This is a genomic window from Pirellulales bacterium, from assembly GCA_019694455.1.
Taxonomy (GTDB): domain Bacteria; phylum Planctomycetota; class Planctomycetia; order Pirellulales; family JAEUIK01; genus JAIBBY01.
This window is the reverse complement of record JAIBBY010000007.1, coordinates 37,160-60,182: the sequence shown is the minus strand read 5'-3', so window position 1 is coordinate 60,182 and position 23,023 is coordinate 37,160. Positions and strand designations below refer to the sequence as shown.

13 protein-coding genes are annotated in these 23,023 nt (G+C 62.7%); 10 read left to right on the top strand and 3 right to left on the bottom strand.

What is annotated here, in order from left to right; genetic code table 11:
• The first annotated feature begins 62 nt into the window (after positions 1-62).
• Together K1X71_04885 and K1X71_04880 are read left to right on the top strand one after the other, a co-directional pair.
• Complete coding sequence (locus K1X71_04885) at positions 63-1,268, top strand: hypothetical protein (GenBank protein ID MBX7072461.1); 1,206 nt, start codon at positions 63-65, stop codon at positions 1,266-1,268.
• Positions 1,265-2,041 carry an SDR family oxidoreductase gene (locus K1X71_04880; GenBank protein ID MBX7072460.1) on the top strand — a complete coding sequence of 259 codons (777 nt, stop codon included), beginning with the start codon at positions 1,265-1,267 and terminating at the stop codon, positions 2,039-2,041. The genes K1X71_04885 and K1X71_04880 overlap by 4 nt, the downstream gene beginning before the upstream one ends.
• A gap of 1,105 nt (positions 2,042-3,146) precedes the next feature.
• Here K1X71_04880 and K1X71_04875 read toward each other — a convergent pair.
• Positions 3,147-5,759, bottom strand: coding sequence for a heavy metal translocating P-type ATPase (locus K1X71_04875; protein ID MBX7072459.1), 2,613 nt, complete (start codon positions 5,757-5,759; stop codon positions 3,147-3,149).
• Positions 5,760-5,973: 214 nt separating this feature from the next.
• Here K1X71_04875 and K1X71_04870 point away from each other — a divergent pair, with 214 nt between their 5' ends.
• From K1X71_04870 to mgtE, 7 genes are all read left to right on the top strand, one after another.
• Positions 5,974-6,261, top strand: a complete 288-nt coding sequence (locus K1X71_04870) for a BON domain-containing protein (protein MBX7072458.1) — start codon at positions 5,974-5,976, stop codon at positions 6,259-6,261.
• Positions 6,262-6,377: 116 nt separating this feature from the next.
• Positions 6,378-7,787 (top strand): DUF1501 domain-containing protein, encoded by a 1,410-nt coding sequence (locus K1X71_04865; protein ID MBX7072457.1) that lies wholly within the window; start codon positions 6,378-6,380, stop codon positions 7,785-7,787.
• A gap of 147 nt (positions 7,788-7,934) precedes the next feature.
• Complete coding sequence (locus tag K1X71_04860; protein ID MBX7072456.1) at positions 7,935-10,388, top strand: DUF1553 domain-containing protein; 2,454 nt, start codon at positions 7,935-7,937, stop codon at positions 10,386-10,388.
• Between the two features lie 11 nt (positions 10,389-10,399).
• On the top strand, positions 10,400-13,966 hold the full coding sequence (locus K1X71_04855; GenBank protein ID MBX7072455.1) for a pre-peptidase C-terminal domain-containing protein: 3,567 nt from the start codon (positions 10,400-10,402) through the stop codon (positions 13,964-13,966).
• 4 nt (positions 13,967-13,970) lie between these two features.
• Positions 13,971-15,008, top strand: coding sequence for a porphobilinogen synthase (gene hemB, locus K1X71_04850; GenBank protein ID MBX7072454.1), 1,038 nt, complete (start codon positions 13,971-13,973; stop codon positions 15,006-15,008).
• Between the two features lie 612 nt (positions 15,009-15,620).
• A complete protein-coding gene (locus K1X71_04845) occupies positions 15,621-16,955 on the top strand; it encodes a hypothetical protein (protein ID MBX7072453.1) in 1,335 nt (444 codons plus the stop codon).
• A 227-nt stretch (positions 16,956-17,182) separates the two neighbouring features.
• Positions 17,183-18,541, top strand: coding sequence for a magnesium transporter (gene mgtE / locus K1X71_04840; GenBank protein MBX7072452.1), 1,359 nt, complete (start codon positions 17,183-17,185; stop codon positions 18,539-18,541).
• A gap of 14 nt (positions 18,542-18,555) precedes the next feature.
• Here mgtE and K1X71_04835 read toward each other — a convergent pair whose 3' ends face one another.
• A complete protein-coding gene (locus tag K1X71_04835; protein ID MBX7072451.1) occupies positions 18,556-18,885 on the bottom strand; it encodes a hypothetical protein in 330 nt (109 codons plus the stop codon).
• A gap of 171 nt (positions 18,886-19,056) precedes the next feature.
• Positions 19,057-19,911 carry an endonuclease/exonuclease/phosphatase family protein gene (locus tag K1X71_04830; protein MBX7072450.1) on the bottom strand — a complete coding sequence of 285 codons (855 nt, stop codon included), beginning with the start codon at positions 19,909-19,911 and terminating at the stop codon, positions 19,057-19,059.
• 351 nt (positions 19,912-20,262) lie between these two features.
• Between K1X71_04830 and polA the strand changes: the two genes are divergently transcribed.
• On the top strand, positions 20,263-23,001 hold the full coding sequence (gene polA, locus K1X71_04825) for a DNA polymerase I (GenBank protein MBX7072449.1): 2,739 nt from the start codon (positions 20,263-20,265) through the stop codon (positions 22,999-23,001).
• Positions 23,002-23,023: the final 22 nt, after the last annotated feature.

Below are 23,023 nucleotides of genomic sequence, written 5' to 3'. Positions count from 1 at the left end.
CCGCCTCGGCTTACAAATGCGCTGCTCCCCCTTGCTGTCTCCAACCTGGCGATTTCCCCACGATGCGACTAGCTCTGATCGGCGCCGACCCACAAGTGAACGCGCTGCTCGAACGCGTGCTTGACGATCCAGAGCACCAGGTAGTATGGGCGACGGAATCGACCGCGCTGGCGCCCGCGGTGCGCGGCAAAATCGGTCGCGCCACTATTGATGAGCATTGGGAGACGCTGCTCGCGGGGCGCGTAGCCGACGCGGTGATCATAGCGCGCGGAGAACCCGATCTGCGGGCCGAGCAACTGCGCAAACTGTCGCAAAGCGGCGTGCCGCTGATCGTCTCGCATCCTGCTCACCCCTCGATGCTGGTGTGCTACGAGATCGACATGATCCGCCAGGAATCCGGCGGCGCGGTGGCCCCGTTGACGCTCGTCAGCGATTCAAGCGGGTATATGCGTTTGCTCTTTGCGCATGGCAAGGGAGTGCTAGGCAACTTGGAGCAAGTGGTTATCGAACGCCAACTGGCAGACCGCTCGCCCGAGTCAGTGCGCGCGCGCTTTGCCTACGACATGGATCTGGCGCGCCCCTTTACGAGCGATCTGACGCGACTCTCCGCCATGGCGCCCACCAGCGAGCCGGCCGGATACGCCAATCTAGGCGTGCAGCTATCGGGCCCCGCTAATGTGCTCACGCGCTGGTCGGTCGCCGCGGTCGAGACTGCGCCGGGCGCCAAGTGGACGCTCGCTGGTCCGCGCGGGCGAGCGGTGCTTATCTTGCCAGACGAAGGAACGGCCCGGCTCGATGTGCAGTGGGAAACCGGCAACGACACCTATGAGTTTCAGCCCGCCGATGGCGCGGAGGCCGCCATGACGCGATTGCAGCACGAACTGTCGGACGGCAATCGGGCATCGCGCTGGCCGCTGGCCTGCCGCGCGGTGGAACTGGCCGACTCCATACAGCGGAGTCTGGAAAAAGGGCGCACCGTCGAGCTACATCAAGAGGATTACACCGAAGACAACACCTTCAAGGGGGCGATGACCTCGCTGGGCTGCGGCCTGTTGTGGGGGTCGCTCTTGGTGCTGGTCATTGGCGTCGTGCTGGCCGGCTTTGGACTGGGTTTCGCGGAGTATTGGCCGCAACTGGTTTTGGTCGTGCTGGGCTTCTTTTTGTTGCTGCAATTTTTGCGGTTGGCAATTCCCCCCAAGAAGCACACAGTCGCCGCCGATCCGCCAGCGCATCCAGACACACTCCAGACCTCGGATACTAAACAATGAGCGAAAACCGCTTCGCCGGCAAAGTGGCGATTGTGACTGGCGGTGGACAAAGCATTGGCCGCGCCTCGTGCGAGGAGTTCGCCGCCGAGGGCGCCGCGGTCGTGATCGCCGAGCGCAACGCGGACGCCGCGCGTGAAGCGGCCGCCATGATCAAATCCGCCGGTGGCCAAGCGCTGGCCGTGGTGACCGACGTGTCGGACGAGGACAGTGTTCGGCACATGGTCGAGTCAGCCGTGCGGGAGTATGGCCGCGTCGATATCCTGGTCAACAACGCCGCGGTGTTTGTCTTGCGCGGCATCGAAGCCACTAAAGAGGAGTGGCATGAAATTCTCGATGTCAACGTGATTGGTCCTTCGCTCTGCGCCAAGCATGCCGTGCCCGAGATGCGCAAAGCGGGGGGCGGAGCGATCGTGAACCTCGGTTCAATTTCGAGTTTCATCGCGCAGTCCGGCTTTCTCACCTACAACGCCACCAAGGGGGCGGTCGCTCAAATGACGCGCTGCATGGCGCTCGATCTGGCGGCCGACAACATCCGCGTGAACGCGGTTTGCCCGGGCACCGTTTGGAGCCCAATTGTCGAGCGACTGACGCGCGAGCGCGGCATGGATCGCGCGCAGGCCGAGTCGCATCCCGAATATGGCGGCTCGCACATGATTCAGCGGATGGTCGAGCCACGCGAAATCGCCCGTGCGATTCTCTTTTTGGCGTCAAGCGACGCCTCGTTCATCACCGCCGAAAATCTGATGGTGGACGGCGGGTACGTCTCCAAATAACGACGTAGCCTTGTAAAGCGAAGTGTTAGGCCGCCGCCTGCCGAGCACTTGCCGGCCTACGGTCGGCGCAGTCGCTACGACCGGACGGCGAATCGATCCTGTCGCAGTATTGCCGTGCTGCCCGCCGCGCCGGCGCCTTCGAAACCCGCGAGCCTGTGATGACGCCCCGTCGGATTCTGGAACTGGACGGACTGCGCGGCCTGGCCGCGCTGGCCGTGCTGTTGTTTCATTACACGGTGCGTTACGACCAACTATTCGCGCCGCGCCGCCAAGCGGGCTTTCGGTTCACTGTGGGCGAATGTGGCGTGATGCTGTTCTTCATGATTAGCGGCGTGGTGATATTGCTCACGCTCGAACGCTCCGGATCGACGTTCGATTTTTGCTGGAACCGCGTCACACGACTATATCCCGCCTATTGGGCGGCGATCCTCGTCACCATGCTCGTCGTGCATTGCGTTGGTCCAGCGCAACTGGCGGTTGGCTGGCGTGACGCCGCGTTAAACCTGACCATGCTCCAAGGCCTGCTCGGCGTTAGTTACGTCGACGGCGTCTATTGGTCGCTGGAAGTCGAACTGGTCTTTTACGCCACGATATTGCTGGTTTGGAAGGTGCTGGGACCAGCGCATCTGGCGGCCACCGTCGTGGCGGGCTTGGCGCTCTCGCTCTTGGCCCATTTCGGAATTCCGGCCCTGCCGCCCGCACTTGCCAGTACCGCCTCCGGGCTATCCACGCGGATCGGCCTGCCATATCTGCATCTCTTTGCACTTGGAATCGGCATGTACCTCTGGAGGTTTCAAGGTCGCCAGAGGACCGGTGCGACGATGGTGGCGAGCGCCGTGATTGCGCACACCTGGGAACACGGCTGGCAGGAGGGCGCGATCATAGTGGTGCTGGCCGTTTCGCTTTGGTTGGCGCTCAATGGGCGCTTTACCATCTTGGCAGCCGCGCCGCTGGTGATGTTGGGCAACATCTCCTATGCGCTCTATTTGACGCATCAGAACATTGGCTACTGCGTGCTGCACGCGCTTGACAATACTGGCTGCAACGCGCATCTGGCCATCGCGGCGGCGATTTTTGTCTCGCTGCTGGCGGCCGGCGCGCTCACCTACGGCGTCGAGCGTCCTGCCTTGGCATGGCTGCGAACGCGGGCGCGAAGCAAGAGGCTGTTGCCGACCACCGACACGCTGCTGAGCGCCATGGCGGCCGCGGCGGCGACCGGCGGCAAGGCGAAACCGATCGGCGCCAGCGCACCGGCGGCTAGCGGCAATAGCAGCAGGTTGTAAACGAACGCCCAGCCGAGGTTCTGGCGAATGGTGCGCACGGTCGCTCGCGCCAAACGCACGGCGTCCGCCGTCAGGCGAAGATCGGGGCGCATCAGCACCAGATCGGCCGTTTCGATCGCCACATCGGCGCCAGAGCCGATCGCGATCCCCAGATCGGCCGCGGCCAAGGCGGGGGCGTCGTTGATGCCGTCGCCGACCATGGCGACCACCTCGCCGCGCTCACGCAGTCGCCGCACTTCTTTCTCTTTGTCTTGCGGCAAGACTTCGGCCGATACCTTATCGATGCCGACGGCCCGCGCCACCGCCTCGGCGGCCAGACGATGGTCGCCGGTCAACAGTCGCACCGACAACCCCAGCGCGTGCAGTGATCGAATCGCCTCGGCGCTGTGGGGGGCCACCTGATCGGCCACCGCGATGATGCCGAGCAGCTTGGCGCCGCGCGCCACCAGGAGCGGTGTTTCGCCATTGGCGCGCAGGCGCGCCAACTCGTCGCGCGCCGCGGTATAGTCGACCTGATGCTCGCGCATCAAGCGCTCATTGCCCACAAACACCAGGCCGCCATCGAGCGCGGCGTAGATCCCCCCGCCGGCCACCACCCGCGCTTCCTGCGCGACAGCCAGCGGCACATGACGGGCTTCGGCCTCGGCCACTATGGGCGCGGCCAGCGGGTGTTCGCTCAAATGTTCGGCGCCCGCCGCCACCGACAAGACTTCCTCAATGGCAACGCCCGGTTGCGGCACGATCTGAGTGACCTTGGGGCGTCCCTCGGTGACAGTGCCTGTCTTATCGAGCACCACCGTGGTCAGTTCTCCCGCCGCCTCCAAGGCCCGCGCGTCCTTAATGAGAATCCCCTTCTCCGCGCCTCGGCCGCTGGCTACGAGAATGGCGGTGGGCGTCGCCAATCCTAACGCGCAAGGACAAGCGACCACCAGCACCGCCACCGCCGCGTTAACGGCCCGCGCCACGTCGCCGGTCAACGACAGCCAGGCCACCAGCGTCGTGGCCGCGATGACGAGCACCGCCGGCACAAAGTAGGCGATCACTCGATCTGCCAATCGCTGCGCGCCAGCCTTCGATTCTTGCGCTCGCTGCACCAGTCGCACCACCTGGGCCAGCGAGGTGTTGTCGGCCAGTCGTGTCACCCGCGCCGTGAGCGCCGCTTGTTGATTGATCGTCCCCGCGAAGATCGAGTCCCCGGGGCGCTTGTCGACCGGAATCGACTCGCCGCTGAGCCATGACTGGTCCACCGCCGAACTGCCGGAGGTCACCTCGGCGTCGAGCGGGACTTTCTCGCCGGGCCGAACCAATATGACGTCGCCAACCGCCACGCTATGCACGCTCTCGTGGGTGGGGCGCCCATCACGAAGCACGACCGCTTCAGGCGGCGACAAATCCAGCAGTTTGCGAATGGCCGACGACGCTCTGCCTTTGGCGCGCGCTTCGAGATACTTGCCCAGGGTGATGAACGTGAGAATCATCCCCGCGTCCATGAATTCCATTCCCTGACCCGACTGGCCGGTAACGTGCTGCCTCTGTAAGAGCGTGGCGACCCCGGCCCCATAGGCCGCGGTGGCGCCGATGGCGACCAGGGTATCCATATTGGTCGAGGCATGTTTGAGTCGCCGCCAGGCGCCAACATAAAACGGCCATCCCAGATACGCCTGCAAGACCGTGGCCAGCGCCAATGCCCCCCAGCCATGCGCGAAGTTGGAGATGGCTCCAAAATGCGCTAGCACCAACGGCGCCAAAAGCGCGAGTCCCGCAGCAACGCGTCGGCCCCAAGCGCGGCGCTCGCGGTCGGAATGTTCCCAATTGACCGCCGGCTGCCCCGTCTCGACCAACTTGGCGCGATAGCCCGATCGCTCCACCGCCTTGACCAGGGTCGATAACTCCGTGGCGGCCGGGTCGATCTCGACGCGAGCCTGTTCGGTGGTCAAATTCACGTGAGCGCTGACGACACCGGGCGCGCTGGCGAGCGCGTTTTCCACACGCGCCACGCAACTGGCACAATGCATCCCTTCGATGTTAAGCGTCATTTCGGCCGCTGCTGGCGCTGGCGTCGTGGGGGCCTTTGGCGCTGGCTTTCGTTTGGAAACTCGGATGGTGTCGCCAAGCGAGCGGACACGCACCGTGTTCGACAAAGCGGGATCAAGCTCCTCCGCTGGCTCTTTGCTCGACGCTGGCGCCGAGAGCTGTAGCTCAACCAAAGGCAAATGAGGCGCGGCGACTCCTGTCACTCGGTAGCCGGCCTGCGCCACGGCCGCGGCCAGATCATCGGGCGAGGGTCCGTCGGCGGCAATCTCCACCATTGCCCGCCGCTGCGGAAAACTGACGCTCACTTCCGCGACGCCAGGAAGCTTTGCCAGCGCGCGACGGAGCGTTTCCGCACACGAGTTGCAGGTCATTCCCTCAATTGGCAATGTCACTCGCGCCATCATCAACCTCCGGCCATGACATTATACGACCGATCGTCAACAATTCGCTGGCGCCTGAGTTTGACATTACTGTCGGCAAATCCAACAATGACGGTCGCTAACTTGGTGGGTCGAACTGGCCAACTCGGGCAGGTCAGTTGCGACCACGGCCAAAGTAGACAGGCGGCGATCTTGCGAGCGAACAGATGTATCGCTTTCAAAGGAGGATTGCGAGATGTCGACCAAGCCGCGAACATCGGGCACTTCGGTCCCCCGCAGCGCCAGTGTGCTTTCGATTACTGAGCGCATCGCCAGTGTGTACGAACAGAGCGGTCATCTGACGCTCCGCGACATCGTGTGCCACGAACATGAAGGCGTGGTGATATTGCGGGGACGTGTGCCAAGTTTCTACTGCAAGCAACTTGCTCAAAGCCTCATCGCCAATTTGCCGGGCGTGCTCGAGGTAAGCAATCTATTGGAAGTGCGAGGAGGCCTGGCGCAGGACGCCGGTGCTTCTCCGTAGCGGACACTCATTGGCCGTTGGTTGAATTCGCTGCTGGCGCCCAGTAGTCTGACAGCCGTCGCTTCGTCTGGCGGCCAGCATAATCGCGTATGACCTAGTGTATTCAGGGCGGCGCCATGCTAATCGAAGGCCAACCTTCCACTTCGCGCCGGCAAATCTTGCGAAAGGGCGCGGCGGCGCTTGGCGCGGTCAGTTTGCCTGCAAGCGCTTGCCGCGCGGATACTAGCGCGCCTGCGGCCGGCAATGTGATTTACGTCTTCCTGTCGGGGGGGCTATCGCAGCACGAAAGCTTCGACCCCAAGCCCGCGGCGCCAGACACCGTGCGCGGAGAATTTCAGCCCATCGCCACCCGCACGCCTGGAGTGATGATATGCGAACACCTGCCGATGTTGGCCGCGCGCAGCGATCGCTGGTCGCTGGTCCGATCTCTGACGCATGCCTCGAACGATCATTCGGCCGGGCACCATATCATGCTCACTGGCCGCGCTTTGATTCCGCCCGCCTTCGACGTGAATAGCCCCCGACCAACCGACTGGCCGTCGATCGCCGCCGTTGCCGGCGCGGTGCTGCCGACGCCGCAATCGTTGCCGCCCGCCGTGGTCTTGCCCGAACGTTTGATTCACCGCACGGGCAGGGTCATCCCCGGTCAGTTCGCGGGTGAGATGGGCGCGCGGCGCGACCCGTGGTTCATCGAGGCATCGCCGTACAACGCCGCGACCTATGGCGCGTATCCAGAATACCTGTTTCATCATCGCACGGGTCCGGCAGACAGCGCGGGACTGGTTTTTCGCGCGCCGAACCTAGCGTTGCCTGCTGGATTAGACGCTTCGCGACTCGGCAGTCGATTGTCGCTGCTAGCCAACATGGAACGACAGCGCGAGCAGCAGGCGTTGCCGGTGTTCGAGCGGGCGCAATCACAAGCGGTCTCGCTATTGACTCATGGCCAGGTTCAGCAAGCGTTCGACGTCACGCGCGCCGATAACGCGACCCAAGATCGTTATGGCCGCAACTCGTTTGGCTGGTCGTGCCTCATGGCGGCGCGGCTAGTCGAGTCGGGAGCGCGTTTTGTGCAGGTGAACTTAGGCAATAACGAAACGTGGGACACGCACGAGGGAATCTTTCCTAATTTGAAGAACTATCTACTTCCGCCGATGGATCGCGCGGTTTCGACGCTGCTCGACGACCTGCACGATCGTGGCCTGCTCGATTCCACACTTGTGGTGGTCGCGGGAGAATTTGGAAGAACACCGCGAGTATCGACGATCCCCGGCGCCAGCCAAGCGGGGCGCGATCATTGGGGCCGCGTGCAGAGCGTCCTAATGGCTGGCGGCGGCGTGCGCGGCGGACAAATCATTGGCGCCTCGGACCGAATGGGGGGCGCGCCCAACGACGCGCCGCACACGCCCGAAGAGTTGGCGGCGACCATGTATAAGACGCTGGGGATCGACGCCAGCGCGGTATGGCACGATGCGGTTGGTCGTCCACATCCCGTGTATCACGGCTCGCCCATCGCTGATTTGTTCTGAGCGGTTGCGGAACCACCGCGGCAGGTGGCACTTAGTTCCGTCCGCTGTTATAAGGGTTGTGTTCGCACCCGGGGCGCGCCTTGGGAAGCTGGCGCGCCGATCCTCCCCAGCCCGATCCGCCATTCTGTCCGCGGAAAGTCGCCTGTCATGGAGCGCGCTCGACTTTTATTGTTGCTGTGCTTTTGCATGCCGTGGGCCGCACACCTGCGGGCAGCGGAGCCAAGCGATTCGCTGGTGATCGCGCCGGGCGACTTCAGCTTGATTGGCCCCCATGCGCGGCAAACCGTGGTGGTGCTGCGGGAGCGAGCCGGGCGCTCGCTCGGCGCGCCGCATGGCGAGGTGACGTTGATGGTCGACAACCCCGCCATCTTGCAGATCGTGGATGGTGTGGCATTGCCCCGCGCTAATGGATCGGCGCGCATCACCGCGCGCGTGCCAACGGGCGAACATGCTGGTCTGGCAGCGACATGTCAGGTGCAGGTGACCGCGTTCGATCAGCCGTTTCAATGGAACTTTCGCAATCATGTTGAGAACGTGCTCACAAAAGGGGGATGCAATTCCGGCGCTTGCCATGGCGCGGCGGCCGGGAAGAATGGCTTCAAGTTGTCGCTCCGCGCCTACGATCCGGAGCGCGACTATTTCACACTCACGCGTCAATCGTTTGGGCGCCGTATTGCGCCGGACGATCCGGGGCGCAGCCTGCTGTTGACCAAGCCGACCGGCGCCATTCCGCACGGCGGCGGAGTGCGCTTCGCTGTTGAGTCGCGCGATTATCAAGTGCTGGCCGGCTGGATCGCCAGCGGCGCGCCGGCGCCTGCCGATAGCGATGCCCGGCTGATTCGGCTCGAATTGCTGCCGGAGCGCGCACTGCTGCGGCCCGGGGTGACGCAGCAATTGATCACGTTGGCGCACTATAGCGATGGACGTCGCGAAGACGTCACGCAGTGGGCCAAGTACACCGCCGCCGACGCTTCGGTGGCTGAGGTCAACGAAACCGGACTAGTCCACGTCATGGGGCATGGCGAGGGGGCGGTAAGCGCTTGGTTCGGCAGCCAAGTGGCGATCGCCTCGATCACGTCGCCATTCGAATCGACGGTTGACGCGAGCGTTTTCGCATCGGCGCCGCGCCGCAACTTCATCGACGACATGGTGCTGGAGAAACTGGCAGAACTGCGGATTCCGCCGTCGCCGCCAGCCAGCGACGCGGAGTTCTTGCGACGCGCGTTTCTCGACACGATGGGAGTCTTGCCGACGCCGGACGAGACGCGGGCGTTTCTGGCCGACAGCGCTGCGGACAAGCGAGATCGCCTCGTGGAGTCGCTGCTGGCGCGCCCGGAATATGTCGATTACTGGACCTACAAATGGTCGGACCTGTTGCTCGTCAGTTCTGAGAAGCTGCCCGTCCCCGCCATGTGGGCGTACCACAACTGGATTCGCAATCGCGTGGCGGCTGGCGCCCCCTGGGACCAGTTCGCCAGAGAGGTGATCACTGCGCAAGGCAACACCTTGGAAAACGGCGCGGCGAATTTCTTTGTCTTGCACGAAGAACCGCTCGACACCGCCGAGACGATCTCGGTGGCGTTTCTCGGCATGTCGATCAATTGCGCGCGATGCCACAACCATCCGCTCGAAAAATGGACCAACGACCAGTATTACGCCATGGCCAACCTGCTGGCGCGGGTGCGCGTCAAGTCGGCCGCTGGCGAGGGCGCGCGGATGGTTTTTTCGTCGAGCGACGGGGATTTGATTCAGCCCGCCACAGGCAAGGCGCAGCCCCCCTGCCCTCTCGATGCGGAGCCCATGACGGCCGACGACCCGCGTGATCGGCGCCTGGTGCTCGCCGATTGGGTCACTTCGCCCGAGAACCCCTATTTCAGCCGCGCGATCGTGAACCGCATCTGGGCGAATTACTTTGGCGTGGGACTGGTCGAAGCGGTCGACGACCTGCGACTCACCAATCCCGCCAGCAACGCCCCGTTGCACCAGGCTCTAGCGCAGTATTTGAAGGAGCAACACTTCGACACGCGAGCGCTCATGCGACTCATCCTGCAATCGGCCACTTACCAGCGGGCCAGCGCGCCGGTCGAGTCGAACGAGGTCGATCGCAAGTTCTACTCCCGATACTACCCCAAGCGACTCATGGCCGAGGTAATGCTCGACGCCTTCGGCCAGGTCACCGGCACGCCCGGCAAGTTCGCGAACTACCCACCCGATTGGCGGGCCTTGCAACTTCCCGACTCGAAAGTGGCCAACTATTTCTTGAAGACCTTTGGTCGGCCAGACCGCGTGACTACCTGCGAATGCGAACGCACGGCTGAGCCAACCATGGTGCAGGCCCTGCACATCGCCAATGGCGACTCGCTGAATGCCCGGCTGCAAGCCGCCGATAGTCGCATTGCGCAGCAACTTGCCGCGGGTCTCGATCACGGACAAATCGTCGATGAGCTGTACCTCGCCGCGCTCTGCCGGACGCCGACTGACATCGAAAGGCAGAGTCTGGTCGCCCAGCTCAACGCGGCGCCCGCCGAAGAGCGTCGGCTGGCGATCGAGGATTTGTACTGGAGCGTGTTGAGCAGCAAAGAGTTTCTCTTTAATCACTGATGACGCTTTGCATGAACCCTCGATGGCTGGCCATTGGACTCGTCGCGATCGCGGCGATGCTCACAACGAGTCGCGTTGTCGCGGACGACGCGCCTCCAGACTTTGCGCGTCAGGTAGCGCCGATCCTCGCCAAGTACTGTGCGGGCTGCCACAACAGCACGGACAAGGAAGGGGGCTTGGTGCTGGAGACATTTGCGTCGCTTTCTCACGGCGGCGACAACGGCCCGGTCGTCGTGGCGAGCGAAACAGCCAAGAGCAAATTGCTATTGGTGCTGACTGGCAAGGCCGAGCCGGCCATGCCGCCAGAGGGAAGCGAACCGCCCAGCACGGGGGAGATTGGCGTACTACAGCGGTGGATCGAGGCGGGCGCCATCGGGCCTGCAAATGATTCACCGGCGCCGAGCTTGAATGTCCCTCAGATTCCGCTCACGGCGCCAGCGCGCAGCGCGGTGTTCTCGGCGGCGTGGTCGGCTGACGGCAAATGGGTGGCGCTGGGGCGTTACTCGCGCGTCGAGCTGATATCCGCCGAGTCTCGCCTGCCGGCGCGAACACTTGCTGGTCCGGCTGGCAACGTGACCGCATTGGCCTTCAGTCGCGATGGCGCTCGGCTGTATGCGGCAGGGGGAGAACCGGGGCTCTACGGCGAAGTCGCCGTGATCGATTGCTCCACAGACCAAGTGGTTCAAAAACTCAAAGGGCACAAAGACAGTCTTTACGCCATGGCGCTGTCGCCCGATGGCAAGTTGCTGGCGACCGGCAGCTACGACCAGAAGGTGCTGCTATGGGATCTCGCCACTGGCCAATCGGTCGCGACGTTGGAGGGGCATAGTGGGGCCGTGTTCGATCTGGCGTTCGCGCGCGAAGGCCGATTGCTGGCCAGCGCCAGCGCCGACCGCACCATCAAGCTGTGGGACGTCGCCAGCCGAAGCCGACTGGATACGCTGGCTCAACCGCTCGGCGAGCAGTACACGGTGGCGTTCAGCCCCGATGGCAAAGTGCTGATTGCGGGCGGCGCCGACATTCGCATTCGAGTATGGGAGCTTAGCGCCACGGCCCAGGAGGGCGCCAATCCGCTCACGGTTTCCAAATTCGCGCATCAGCGTACGATTCTGCGACTGGCCTTTTCGCCCGACGGCGCCACGATCGCCAGCGCGGCGGAAGATGGCGCCGTGCGCTTGTTTGACGCGGCCACGCTCACGGAGAGGCATACCTTGGAGGCACAGCCCGACTGGCCCACCGCGATCGCATTTTCCCCCGACAGCAAGCAGCTTTTGGTTGCCCGCGCCGACGGCGGCTTTCGGTTCTATGCCTTGGACACCGGCGCGCCGCTTCCGCCACCCAAGCCCGAGCTGGCCGTGCTCGCGCCGCGCGGCGCACAGCGCGGCGCCACGGCGCGACTACGACTGTCGGGCAAGCACTTGGCGGGCGAACTGAAATTGGAACTTGATGCCGCGCCCCTGGCGACGAAGATTGTTGAACAAGATTTCGCCGGTTCCTGGGCGGTTGTCGAAGCAGCGCTGCCCGGCGAGTTGCAACCGGGCGATCACGAGTTGAACGTGGCGAGCGCGGCGGGCAAGAGCAACGTCGTTAAGTTGCACATCGACACCTTGCCGCAACTCGTTGCAATAGAACCTGATGACAAGGCCTCGCTGGACGAAACCGCGCTGCCCGTCGGAATCTGGGGTGATCTGCAAAACCCGGGCGACAGCGATTTTGTTCGCTTTCACGCGGAAGCGGGGCAGACCATCGTCTTCGAACTGACGGCGCGCTCGATCGGCAGCAAGCTGAATGGCGTGTTGACGTTGACCAATTCCGCCGGCGCCGTCCTTGCCAGCAACAACGACTATCAGGAAGGCGAAGATCCGCTGCTCGCGCACACCTTTCAAGAAGCGGGCAGCTATGTGCTGCGCGTCAACGACCTGACACAGGCTGGCACGCCAGAGCACTACTATCGACTCACAATCGGCGCGTTGCCGTATGTGACCGCATGCTACCCCTTGGGCGTGCCCGCCGATCGCGAAAGCGAATTGGAATTGATTGGCTGGAATCTGGCCGCCGACGCGCGAGCGAAGCTGCCTGCGGCCAAGTCTGGTGAGCTGAATGTGCCGCTCGACGCGGCCACTCAGCGCTTTCGCAAACCGCTGCGCGTGATCGTCGAGTCACTCCCCGAGACGCTGGAGGTCGAGCCAAACAATCAGCCCGCGGAAGCCACTTCGCTGGTTGTGCCAGGAACCGCCAATGGGCGCATCATGGCGGCTACATCGTCCGCCTCGGCGGATGTTGATCTGGTTCGTTTCGATTCCAAGGGCGGAGAAGAATGGATCATCGAAACCAACGCGGCGCGGCGCGGTTCGCCAATCGACACCAGGGTCGAGGTGCTCGACAGCGAGGGGCGCCCCATCCCGCGCGTGCTTTTGCAAGCCACGCGGGCATCGGCCATCAACTTTCGCGGCATCGACGCCCAGGTTGCTGATGTGCGGGTCGATAATTGGGAAGAGATGGAGCTAAACGAGTATCTCTATCTGGGCGGCGAGGTCGCACGGCTGTTCCGCATGCCGCAGGGGCCCGACTCCGGATTTTTGCTCTATGAACGTGGCGGCAGTCGCGTTTGTTACTTCGACACCAGCGCCACCGCGCATGCCGTCGCCGATGCTTGCTATATCGTACAACCTCAACCTCCCGGCACGCCGCTCGCCAACAACGGCCTGCCGGTCTTTTCGCTTTCGTACTCCAACGACGACGATGGCCAGCGCCAGTTGGGACGCGATAGCCGATTATCGTTCACGGCGCCCGCCGACGGGCAATATCTGGTTCGAGTAAGTGATGTGCGCGGCATGGGGGGCGACCGCTACGCCTATCGTTTGACGATTCGGCGACCGCAGCCTGATTTCCATATCGCGATTGGCGGCGCCAATCCGACGATTCCGCCCGGGAGCGGACGCAACCTCACCTTTACCGCCGATCGGATCGACGGGCACGACAGCGAAGTCAAGCTGGAAGTTACAGGCTTGCCACCGGGATTCGCAATCACATCTCCCATTGTCATTCCGGCCGGGTACAACACGGCGCAGGCGAGTCTGTACGTCGCCGCTGACTCTGCTGTGCCAACCGCGGACAACGCCAAGGCGAGCCGGGTAACTGCCACGAGCATCGTGCAAGGCTCGCTGGTCACGCGCGAGGTTGGCGGTCTTGGCGAACTGAAACTTGGCGGCAAGCCATCGGTGACTGTTCGCATCGAGCCTGCGGAGATCCAGTTGGCGCCTGGCGGCAGTGTCGTCGCGAAATTGAAGATTGAGCGCAGCGGGTTTGCGGGGCGCGTGGAACTCGACGCGGAGAATTTGCCGCACGGCGTCATCATCGACAACATCGGTTTGAACGGCGTACTGATTCCCGAGGGTCAAACTGAGCGGGAAATTTTTCTCACCGCGCGAGAATGGGTGGGCGAAACGACGCGCCCATTCCACGTCGTCACCTTGGAACCTGGCGGCGAAGCATCGCCCCCTGCGATGCTATTGGTTCGAAAAGCGGCCGCTGTCGCGCGGGCCGCCGACGCCATGACTCCCCCAACTCAAGAATGATCGCATGAACGACGCATCGTTTCCTGGTCCTGTCGGCCAGGCGGCCAGTCCACACTTTCCGACGACTCGTATGCGGCGCCTGCGGCAGAATCCGCAACTTCGAGCGTTGGCTCGCGACGTGAACATCGAGCCGGGTCAACTCATTCTGCCGCTGTTCGTCCGCGACCAACTGGCGCAGCGCCAGCCGATTGCGTCGATGCCGCCGCACGCGCAACTCGCCCTGGACGATCTGGCGGCCGAAGCGGCCGAAGCCGTTCGCCTGGGTCTGGGCGGTGTGATTCTGTTTGGCATTCCGGAGCACAAAGACGCCACCGGCAGCGATGCAGTGAGCGATCAAGGCATCGTGCAGCGCGCCGTTCGCGCGGTGAAGCAGGCCGCGCCGCAACTGCTGGTGATCTCCGACATTTGCTTTTGCGAGTACACGCAGCACGGACATTGCGGGCTGGTCAACGATCGCATGGGGCGCGTGGATGTCGAAAACGATTCGACACTCGAGTTGCTGGGGCGTCAGGCGGTGACCCACGCTAAAGCGGGGGTCGATTTGGTGGCGCCGAGCGGCATGATGGATGGCATGGTCGGCGCGATCCGCGGCGCGCTCGATACGGCAGGTTACGATCATTTGCCGATCATGAGCTACGCCGCCAAATACGCTAGCGCGTTCTATGGCCCCTTCCGCGAAGCGGCGGACAGCGCACCGCAATTCGGCGACCGGCGCGGCTATCAAATGGATCCGGCGGCCGGCGCGGGGCAAGCGTTGCGCGAGGTGGCGTTAGACCTGGCGGAAGGCGCCGACTTGGTGATGGTCAAACCGGCGCTCGCCTATCTCGATATCATCCGACAGGTGGCCGACGCTTTCCCAGGTGTCCCGCTCGCCGCCTACAACGTGTCGGGCGAGTACAGCATGATCAAGGCGGCCGCGCAAAACGGTTGGATCGACGAGCAGGCAGCGGCGCTGGAGTCGCTCATCGCCATCCGCCGGGCGGGCGCCAGCGTGATCCTCACCTACTGGGCAAAACAGGTCGCTGGCTGGCTGGCGACCTAGTAGACAGGCAATGCACCGTTGTTGCCAGCGATGCGCTATGCGTCATCGCGCAAGTGTCCCACTCCGGCGCTGGTCGGTACGCGATTTGCGGCTGGCTCGCGATCGCCCCTTGTCCATTTTGTTTGTCATACACATGGCGCCGCCCGAATACGTTCAACTTGCGCTAACGGTCGCTTGAATATTCACCCTGTCGATTCCCATCGTTCTCCACCGCCAGGATCGCGCCACGAATTCAAGTGTTTGCAAGTCACGCATTCATTGAATCAGGTACTGTGAGTCGAGTCGCATCAACGTCGGCATATCTCCCCCGCCCGTTACGACCGGTGTGCGGCCGCAACTTGAGAGAAGCCACGCACATGCAGTTTGCGTGGCGCGTGGGGCATTTCTTCTTGACTGGGCAATTCGAGGGCCGAAGAATGCAGTCAACCACCTGATCGAACTGCAAGGCTGCGGTTTGAGTCTGTGCGGGAGTTTGTCTCGACCAATCCGCGAAAAGCCACGAAACGCTCAAGTCAACCACATCTTGCTGGGTTCCCCAGCCATGTGGAGAGCGATTCGCTTTCGCCGCTAGCGCCGCCGTCACACACTCCGGATGTAGGCAACGTATTTCATATGTCGCGTTCTCCGCGTTTGGCTGTCGGCGCCGTTCAAAGCGATGCCGACTCGCACTGGATCACCTGGGCGCTGCTTGGCGCTTTCAAGAGACGCCAACTGGAAGTGCAACATTTTTTCGGCGATTCGTCGCTGGCAGCGCTGAGCGCGGCAGCCACGATCACCGGCGCTGGCTCTCGCCATTTGGATAGTTGGCTCATGTCGCCCGGGCTCTGTCGCGAGCTCTATGAGCGTTCGACGACGGGGATGGATCTGGCGGTAATCGAGGGAAGATTCCACGGGGGATGCAAAACTCAAAATGAGGCGGCAAGCCTTGAATTGCTCTGCGATTGGCTCGACTTGCCAAAAATTGCGGTCATCGATGTCGAACGGGTCGACGGTTGTCGCTTGCCGATCTTGCCGCATGGCGCCGACGCCTTGCTGCTCGACCGAGTCGCCGGCGCCCGCAGTTTGGTGCGCCATCAAACGGTGCTCGAATCGCGTTATGGCATCCCGGTGCTAGGAGCGCTTCCGCCGCTGCGCGCAGCGCGTCAGTCGATCGCCCGCGCGCCGCACGGTTCGCCCCCTTCGCAAGGCATGTGCAACGAACTGGGCGCCGTGCTCGAGCGTCACGCGCAGCTTGACCGCTTGCTGGAAATCGCCGAGCGTGGATACCCACATCGTTTGCCGTGCGGCTTCTCTAATTGTCGTTGTCAAGGCAGCGGCCGGCGCATTGCCATCGCGTACGACGCCGCCTTCAACTCGTACTTTCAAGACGCGCTCGATCAACTAGAGGCCGCAGGCGCCGAACTGGTGACCTTCTCGCCATTGAACGACGAGCGCTTGCCGGCCGGTTGCGATATTGTTTACTTAGGCGGCGGACAGCCCGAGTTGTTCGCCGACCGGTTGGCCGCGAACCAGTGCATGCTTGCCTCGCTACGAGATCATTATCGCGCAGGGCGCCGCATGTACGCCGAAGGGGGCGGCCTGGCCTATTTGTGCCAAAGCATCCTTGATGTCCGCGGCGCGCGACATGCCATGGCGGCGATTGTGCCCGCCGTGGCGCATTTCCAGTCCGACGCGGCCAGCGGCGTGCCGATCGAAGCGACCCTCGCCAGGTCTTCCTGGCTGGCCGACGCGGGCAGCCGACTACGGGGCTATACGAGCGGCCGCTGGCGATTGGAAGCCGACGCCGAAATGGAATCTTGCCTTCTGGAGCCTGGTTTTCGCAGCTTGGCCCTGGCCATGCGAGGTCTGGTCGGCAGCCTGATTCACGCCAACTTTGCGGCACAGCCATCTCTTCTGGGGCGTTTTCTGGCGCCTTGGCCCCCCGTCGCCGCCCCAACTGTCTGCTGATTTCGTCACGGTCGCCGAGCATGGGTACGCAGGCCATCGTGCTTCGGCTATCTTGCTCCACAGTTGAAATCTGGCGATCTCACCATCGACGGACCAAGCTAGCCTTGTTGCGAACCCGTGGCATACTGCGACATCCGAGTGGCACTAGGCATGCAGTTGGCGAATGATCGGCCAGCGCTCCACCACGGCCGCCGCGACATACTTCTAACACACCTCACTGCAATGGCATGACGAACACGCTCTACCTGCCCGAACTGCGCGAAATGTTGGCCGCCGCCAACTCAGACGAACTACGCGAGTTCTGCACCGCGTTGCATCCGACTCGCGCCGCGGAATTCATGGAGGGCCTTTCGCCGCATGAGGCCTGGGAGGTCCTGCAGCACGCCGATCCACAAACGCGCGCGGAGATCTTTCACTACTTCGACCGCGACCGTCAGGTCGAAATCCTCGAACAGGAGGAACGCGCCAAGGTTGGCCAACTCATTGGCGATTTGGCGCCAGACGACCGCGTCGACATCCTCAACTCCGTCGCGCCCGAACTGGTGCAGGAACTGCTCCCACTGGTTCCCGACGAGGAGCGCCGCGACATCAATCGGCTGCGAGCATACTCCGAGGGCACCGCCGGCGCCATGATGACTACCGACTTCGCTCGCTTGAGCGAAAGTCTAACGGTCACGCAGGCGATTGACGCGGTTCGCAAGCAAGCGGAGGAGTCGGAAACCATCTACTACTTATACGTGGTCGACGACCAAGATCACCTGCGGGGCCTGGTGTCGCTACGGCAACTGGTGTTGGCGCGGCCCGAAACCCCGATCAGCGAACTGATGGAGCGAGCGCTGGTCACGGTGCATGCTGAGGACGATCAAGAAGAAGTCGCCCGGACGGTCTCGCGATTCGATTTTCAGGCCATTCCGGTCGTCGACGACGAACGCCATTTGCTGGGCATCGTGACGTATGACGACGTGATCGACGTTGTTCAGGAAGAGGCGGCCGAAGACGCACAGCGCATCGGCGCCGTGGCCCCCTTGCGGCGCGGTTACCTCGAAACGCCGCTATTGCTATTGAGCTGGAAGCGCGGCATTTGGCTGTCGGTGCTTTTCGTCGGCGCGACGCTGACGATGTACGCGCTCAAGAACTACACCGACGACATTCAGAACTATCCTTGGTTGATTCTGTTCATACCGCTGGTCATCTCAACTGGCGGCAACTCGGGGAGCCAATCCGCCACGCTGGTCATCACCGCCTTGTCCACCGGCGACATCACGCTGCTCGACTGGGCGCGCGTGGTGCGCCGCGAGTTGGTCACGGGCGTATTGCTCGGCAGTTCGCTGGCCGTGATTGGCTTTGGGCTGGCGCTATTGGAGTTTCCGAGTTGGCGAATGGCGCTCACACTGCCCGTAACCGTGGTGGGCGTGGTGATGGCTGGCACGCTGATTGGCGGCATCCTGCCGCTAATTTTCCGGCGGCTAGGCCTCGATCCGGCGATCATGAGCAATCCCTTTGTCTCCGGCATCATGGATATTCTCGGCATCCTCATTTACATGAACGTGGCCCTCGAGATCCTGCGGGTCTTCGCCCCCAGATAGCGGTTTGCGCCGCTTCAAGCGACCGCCGTGCCGATGTAAAGCTGCAAGACCTGGCTCTGCACCTTGATCGCCCGAATCAGCGACCACACTTGCTCCGCCGAGAAGCTCTCTGGCGCGACGCCCGCCAGTTCTTCCAGCTCCGCGGTCATGGCGGCATGCTGATCCGTCGCGGCCTGCAAGCGAATACCCATATCGTGCCAGGCCTGTGCCAGTTCCGCTTGGGAGTCGAGCGCGGGCATGTTGTCGAGATGGTTCGAAAGCAGAAGACAGAGGCGCGCCACGTCGCGCGCGGTCGCTTCGGGATGAATACGCTCGATTCGCTCGGCCAACTGGTGGCAGTTCATGAGTCGCCGTGGAGCGGAGAATTGATTCGTGCGCCGGCACGTCGCCCACGCGTCCATTGCCGGACCACTCAAATCTAGCTTGGCGACGCGCGACTCGGATAGCGGCGACTCCTCAGGCGCGCGGCTGGCCAGAACTTCATGCGCCGACTGTGAGGAATCTGCCGTCGCGGCTCACTCGCCAAACCGCAATCGCGCCACAACCGGAAAATGATCGCTGGGGTATTGGCCATCCTGCGCAAAATCAATCACGCGCGTCGACTCACACTGCACGTCGCCGCGCGTCAATATCCAGTCGATCCGAGCTCCGGGCTTCGCGCCGCGATAATTGTGAAAAGTGCCAATCTCCGCGCCGTGCTCGCGCGCGGTCAGCCAAGTGTCGGAAAATTTCTCCTCGCCGACCAACGTGTCATATGCGGGGTTCTTGCCGGCCGCCGCGTTGAAGTCTCCCACCAAAACGACCGGCAAGCGCCGGCCCAACTTTTCAACTTGCTCCATCACCAGCGCGGCGCTTTTCTCGCGCGCGGCCTGCACCTCGTGGTCGAAGTGGGTGTTCCAAAAATAGAAATCACGCCGCGCAAGCTGATCTCGAAATTTGACCCACGTCACCATCCTGCGATTAGTGTTGCCCCACGTGGTGGACCCAATGACCTGCGGCGTTTCGGACAACCAGAAATGATCGTATTCGAGCGGCGTCAGCCGGTCGCGACGATAGAACACCGCCATGAACTCGCCGCGACTACCGCCGTCGCGCCCGGTCCCAATCCAGGCGTATTCGGACAAATCCTCGGCCAGATCGTTGATCTGCGCGTATACCCCCTCCTGAGTTCCAATTACGTCCGGCTTTTCCTGTTCGATCAAGGCTCGCATGACCGGCCGGCGCGCGGGCCAGGCGTTAGGCGGCCGATTGCTGGCGTACCGCAAATTGAAAGTCATCACGGTCAAATCGCGATCGCCGGCGGCTTCTTCCGCTAGAAGAGAACCGATTCCACAGCACAACAGAACCGCCGCCAAAACCAATCGCTGCATGGCACACCTCGTATTGATTACGTCGTAGGCGTACCGTAACAGATTCGCAAACGCTTGTCGTGCGTGCAGGCATTGCGAAGAATCGCAGGCGCTTTATTCAGCCTATTCAGCCACGAACCGCGGCGGTTGCTGGCGCGCACCGGTCCCCCTACGATGAAGCGCCGCGCGCGACGTGCGCAATTGGTTGCTCTTTTCACGGACTATTTTCGCCTTATGGCCAAACGGAATCGCCAAATTCAGTTGCCCGGCATGGACGTCGAACCCCCTGCCCTTGCCGCAAGCGATACGCGGGCATCGACTGCCAGCGCGCCGCCAGAGAACGGGCACGTCGCCGCCGCCGAGCACACATCGATGGAAGCCGCGAAGTTGCTGGATTCCACGGCTGGCCCTTTGTCATTGGTCGATCGATCGATATGGGTCATCGACGCGCATGCGCTCATCTTTCAGGTATTTCATGCCATTCCCGACATGACCAGCCCGCAAGGGCAGCCAGTGAACGCGGTATACGGCTTTACGCGCGATGTCTTGTTTTTGCTGGAGCAAAAGAAGCCGGACTATTTGATCTGCGCCTTCGACCTGAGCGGCCCCACCTTTCGGCACACGCTGTTCAGCGACTACAAGATTCAGCGCAGCGAAATGCCCGCCGACTTGCGCCCACAAATACCGCTGATCCGGCGCGTGCTGGAAACCTTGGGCGTGCTGATCGTCGAACTCGAATCGTACGAGGCGGACGACGTGCTGGCGACGGTCGCAAGTCAGACCGAAAAGCTTGGTGGCCGCTGTGTGCTGGTCACCAACGACAAGGACTCTCGCCAGTTGATTACCGACCGAACGCAGGTGTATCTGGTGCGCAAGAACGCCTTTTACGACGCGGCCGCGCTAGCCGCCGACTGGGGTATTCGCCCCGATCAGGTGGTCGACTATCAGGCCATGGTGGGGGATTCGATCGACAATGTGCCCGGCATTCCGCTGATTGGCCCCAAGGCGGCGCGCGATCTGCTTAATCAATTCGACACTCTCGACGCAGTGCTCGAAAACGCCGACCAGGTAACCGGCGAAAAGCGGCGCCAAAACCTGATCGCCGGCCGGCAACAGGCGCTGCTCAGCCGCGAACTAGTGCGACTAGCGACCGACGTGCCGGTGCAAATTGATTGGCGCGCCGCGGATACGTCCCGGCTGGATGTCGGCCGTTTGCTGCCGATATTCAGCGAGTTGGGATTTCACTCCTTTGCCGACAAGGCGCGCGCCGCGGCGCCCAAACCGATCGCAGAGCCCTGGCAGGCCGATTATCGCACGGTCGACACACCGGAAAAATTTCAAAGCTTTTTGGCAGAACTGCGCGCGCAGAGCGCCATCTCGCTCGATACCGAAACCACCGACATCGGTCCCACGCGGGCGGAGCTCGTTGGGCTGTCGTTCTGCTGGCAAGCCGGCGTCGCCTGGTACTTGCCGGTGCGGGCGCCTGAGGGCGAAGCGCGACTCGATCTGCAAACGACACTCGCCGCGCTGCGACCGGTGCTGGAGGATCCGGCGGTCGCCAAAGTCGGCCAGAACTTGAAGTACGACATGATTGTGCTCCGCGGCCACGGCATCCGCGTGGCAGGGGTCGAGTTCGACACCATGGTCGCCAGCTACCTGCTCGACGCCGGCGAGCGCAACCACAACCTCGATGAGCTGGCCAAGCGCTATCTCGATCACGAGACCATCAAGATCTCCGAACTGATTGGCGCCGGCAAGAATCAGAAGCGCATGGACGAGGTGAGTGTGGCGCTTGTTGCGCCCTACGCCGCCGAAGACGCCGACGTTGCCTGGCGCTTGCGGCCGCTACTTGCGCCGCGACTGGCCGAGCTTGGGCTGGAGCCGTTGTTTCGCGATCTGGAGTTGCCGCTGATCGATATCCTGGTCGAACTGGAGTCGAACGGGATTCGCATCGATCCTGCCCGATTGCACACGCTCAGCGAGCAATATGGCCAGCGCATGCGGCAATTGGAGGTGGAGATCTACGGCCTGGCCGGGCACGAATTCAATATTGCGTCGCCTAAGCAGCTTCAGCAGGTGTTGTTCACGGAACTGCGCTTGCCGGTCGTCAAGAAGACCAAGACCGGCCCCAGCACCGACGCCGACGTGCTCGAAACACTCGCGCCGCAACATCCGCTACCCGCGAAGATCGTCGAGTATCGGCAATTCGCGAAACTGAAAGGCACGTATGTCGATGCCTTGCCGGCCATGCAAAACCCCCGCACGGGGCGCGTGCATGCCAGCTTCAATCAAGTGGTCGCGGCCACCGGGCGGCTGAGTTCGAGCGATCCCAATTTGCAGAATATCCCCATCCGCCATGAGACGGGGCGCGAAATCCGATCGGCGTTCCTACCCGGTCAGGATGGCTGGCGACTGCTAGCGGCGGACTATTCACAGATCGAACTGCGGGTGCTGGCGCATTTTTCGCAAGATGCGGCGCTGTGCGAGGCGTTCGCCAACGATCAGGACATTCACACGCTGGTGGCGAGCCAGGTGCAAGGGGTACCGCTGGACGAGGTGACACGCGAGATGCGTTACAGCGCCAAGGCGGTCAACTTTGGCGTGATTTACGGACAAAGCGCGTTTGGACTGGCCAAGCAGCTAGCGATCGAGCCGGAGCAGGCCGCTGAGTTCATCGACGCGTACTTCAAGCGCTATCCCGGTGTTGATCGATTCATGTCCGAGGTGCTCGCCGAGTGCCACGCTCGGAGCTACGTCACTACTATGCTGGGGCGGCGCCGCGCCATTCAAGGGGTGCGTTCGTCGGTCGGTCGGCAACTCAACATGGCCGAACGGACGGCGGTGAACACAGTGATTCAAGGCTCGGCCGCCGACCTGATCAAGCTGGCCATGATCGCCGTTCAAAAGCGATTGATGCGCGAAGGACTTGCCGCGCGGATGCTTTTGCAGATTCACGATGAGTTGGTGTTCGAGGCCCCGGCAGACGAGGTCGCCACGTTGGCCGCATTGGTTGCGGAGGAAATGTCCGGGGTCTCCCCATTGAGCGTTCCGCTCAAGGTGGACGTGAAATCGGGAGCTACTTGGGCCGACGTCGAACCTTGGCAGGCATAATCGCAATTGGAGAAGCGGCACG

Bases quoted from the DNA above. Each gene is read 5' to 3' on its own strand.
- K1X71_04885 (MBX7072461.1), top strand. From the start codon at position 63: ATGCGACTAGCTCTGATCGGCGCCGACCCACAAGTGAACGCGCTGCTC.
- K1X71_04880 (MBX7072460.1), top strand. From the start codon at position 1,265: ATGAGCGAAAACCGCTTCGCCGGCAAAGTGGCGATTGTGACTGGCGGT.
- K1X71_04875 (MBX7072459.1), bottom strand. From the start codon at position 5,759: ATGGCGCGAGTGACATTGCCAATTGAGGGAATGACCTGCAACTCGTGT.
- K1X71_04870 (MBX7072458.1), top strand. From the start codon at position 5,974: ATGTCGACCAAGCCGCGAACATCGGGCACTTCGGTCCCCCGCAGCGCC.
- K1X71_04865 (MBX7072457.1), top strand. From the start codon at position 6,378: ATGCTAATCGAAGGCCAACCTTCCACTTCGCGCCGGCAAATCTTGCGA.
- K1X71_04860 (MBX7072456.1), top strand. From the start codon at position 7,935: ATGGAGCGCGCTCGACTTTTATTGTTGCTGTGCTTTTGCATGCCGTGG.
- K1X71_04855 (MBX7072455.1), top strand. From the start codon at position 10,400: ATGAACCCTCGATGGCTGGCCATTGGACTCGTCGCGATCGCGGCGATG.
- hemB (MBX7072454.1), top strand. From the start codon at position 13,971: ATGAACGACGCATCGTTTCCTGGTCCTGTCGGCCAGGCGGCCAGTCCA.
- K1X71_04845 (MBX7072453.1), top strand. From the start codon at position 15,621: ATGTCGCGTTCTCCGCGTTTGGCTGTCGGCGCCGTTCAAAGCGATGCC.
- mgtE (MBX7072452.1), top strand. From the start codon at position 17,183: ATGACGAACACGCTCTACCTGCCCGAACTGCGCGAAATGTTGGCCGCC.
- K1X71_04835 (MBX7072451.1), bottom strand. From the start codon at position 18,885: ATGAACTGCCACCAGTTGGCCGAGCGAATCGAGCGTATTCATCCCGAA.
- K1X71_04830 (MBX7072450.1), bottom strand. From the start codon at position 19,911: ATGCAGCGATTGGTTTTGGCGGCGGTTCTGTTGTGCTGTGGAATCGGT.
- polA (MBX7072449.1), top strand. From the start codon at position 20,263: ATGGAAGCCGCGAAGTTGCTGGATTCCACGGCTGGCCCTTTGTCATTG.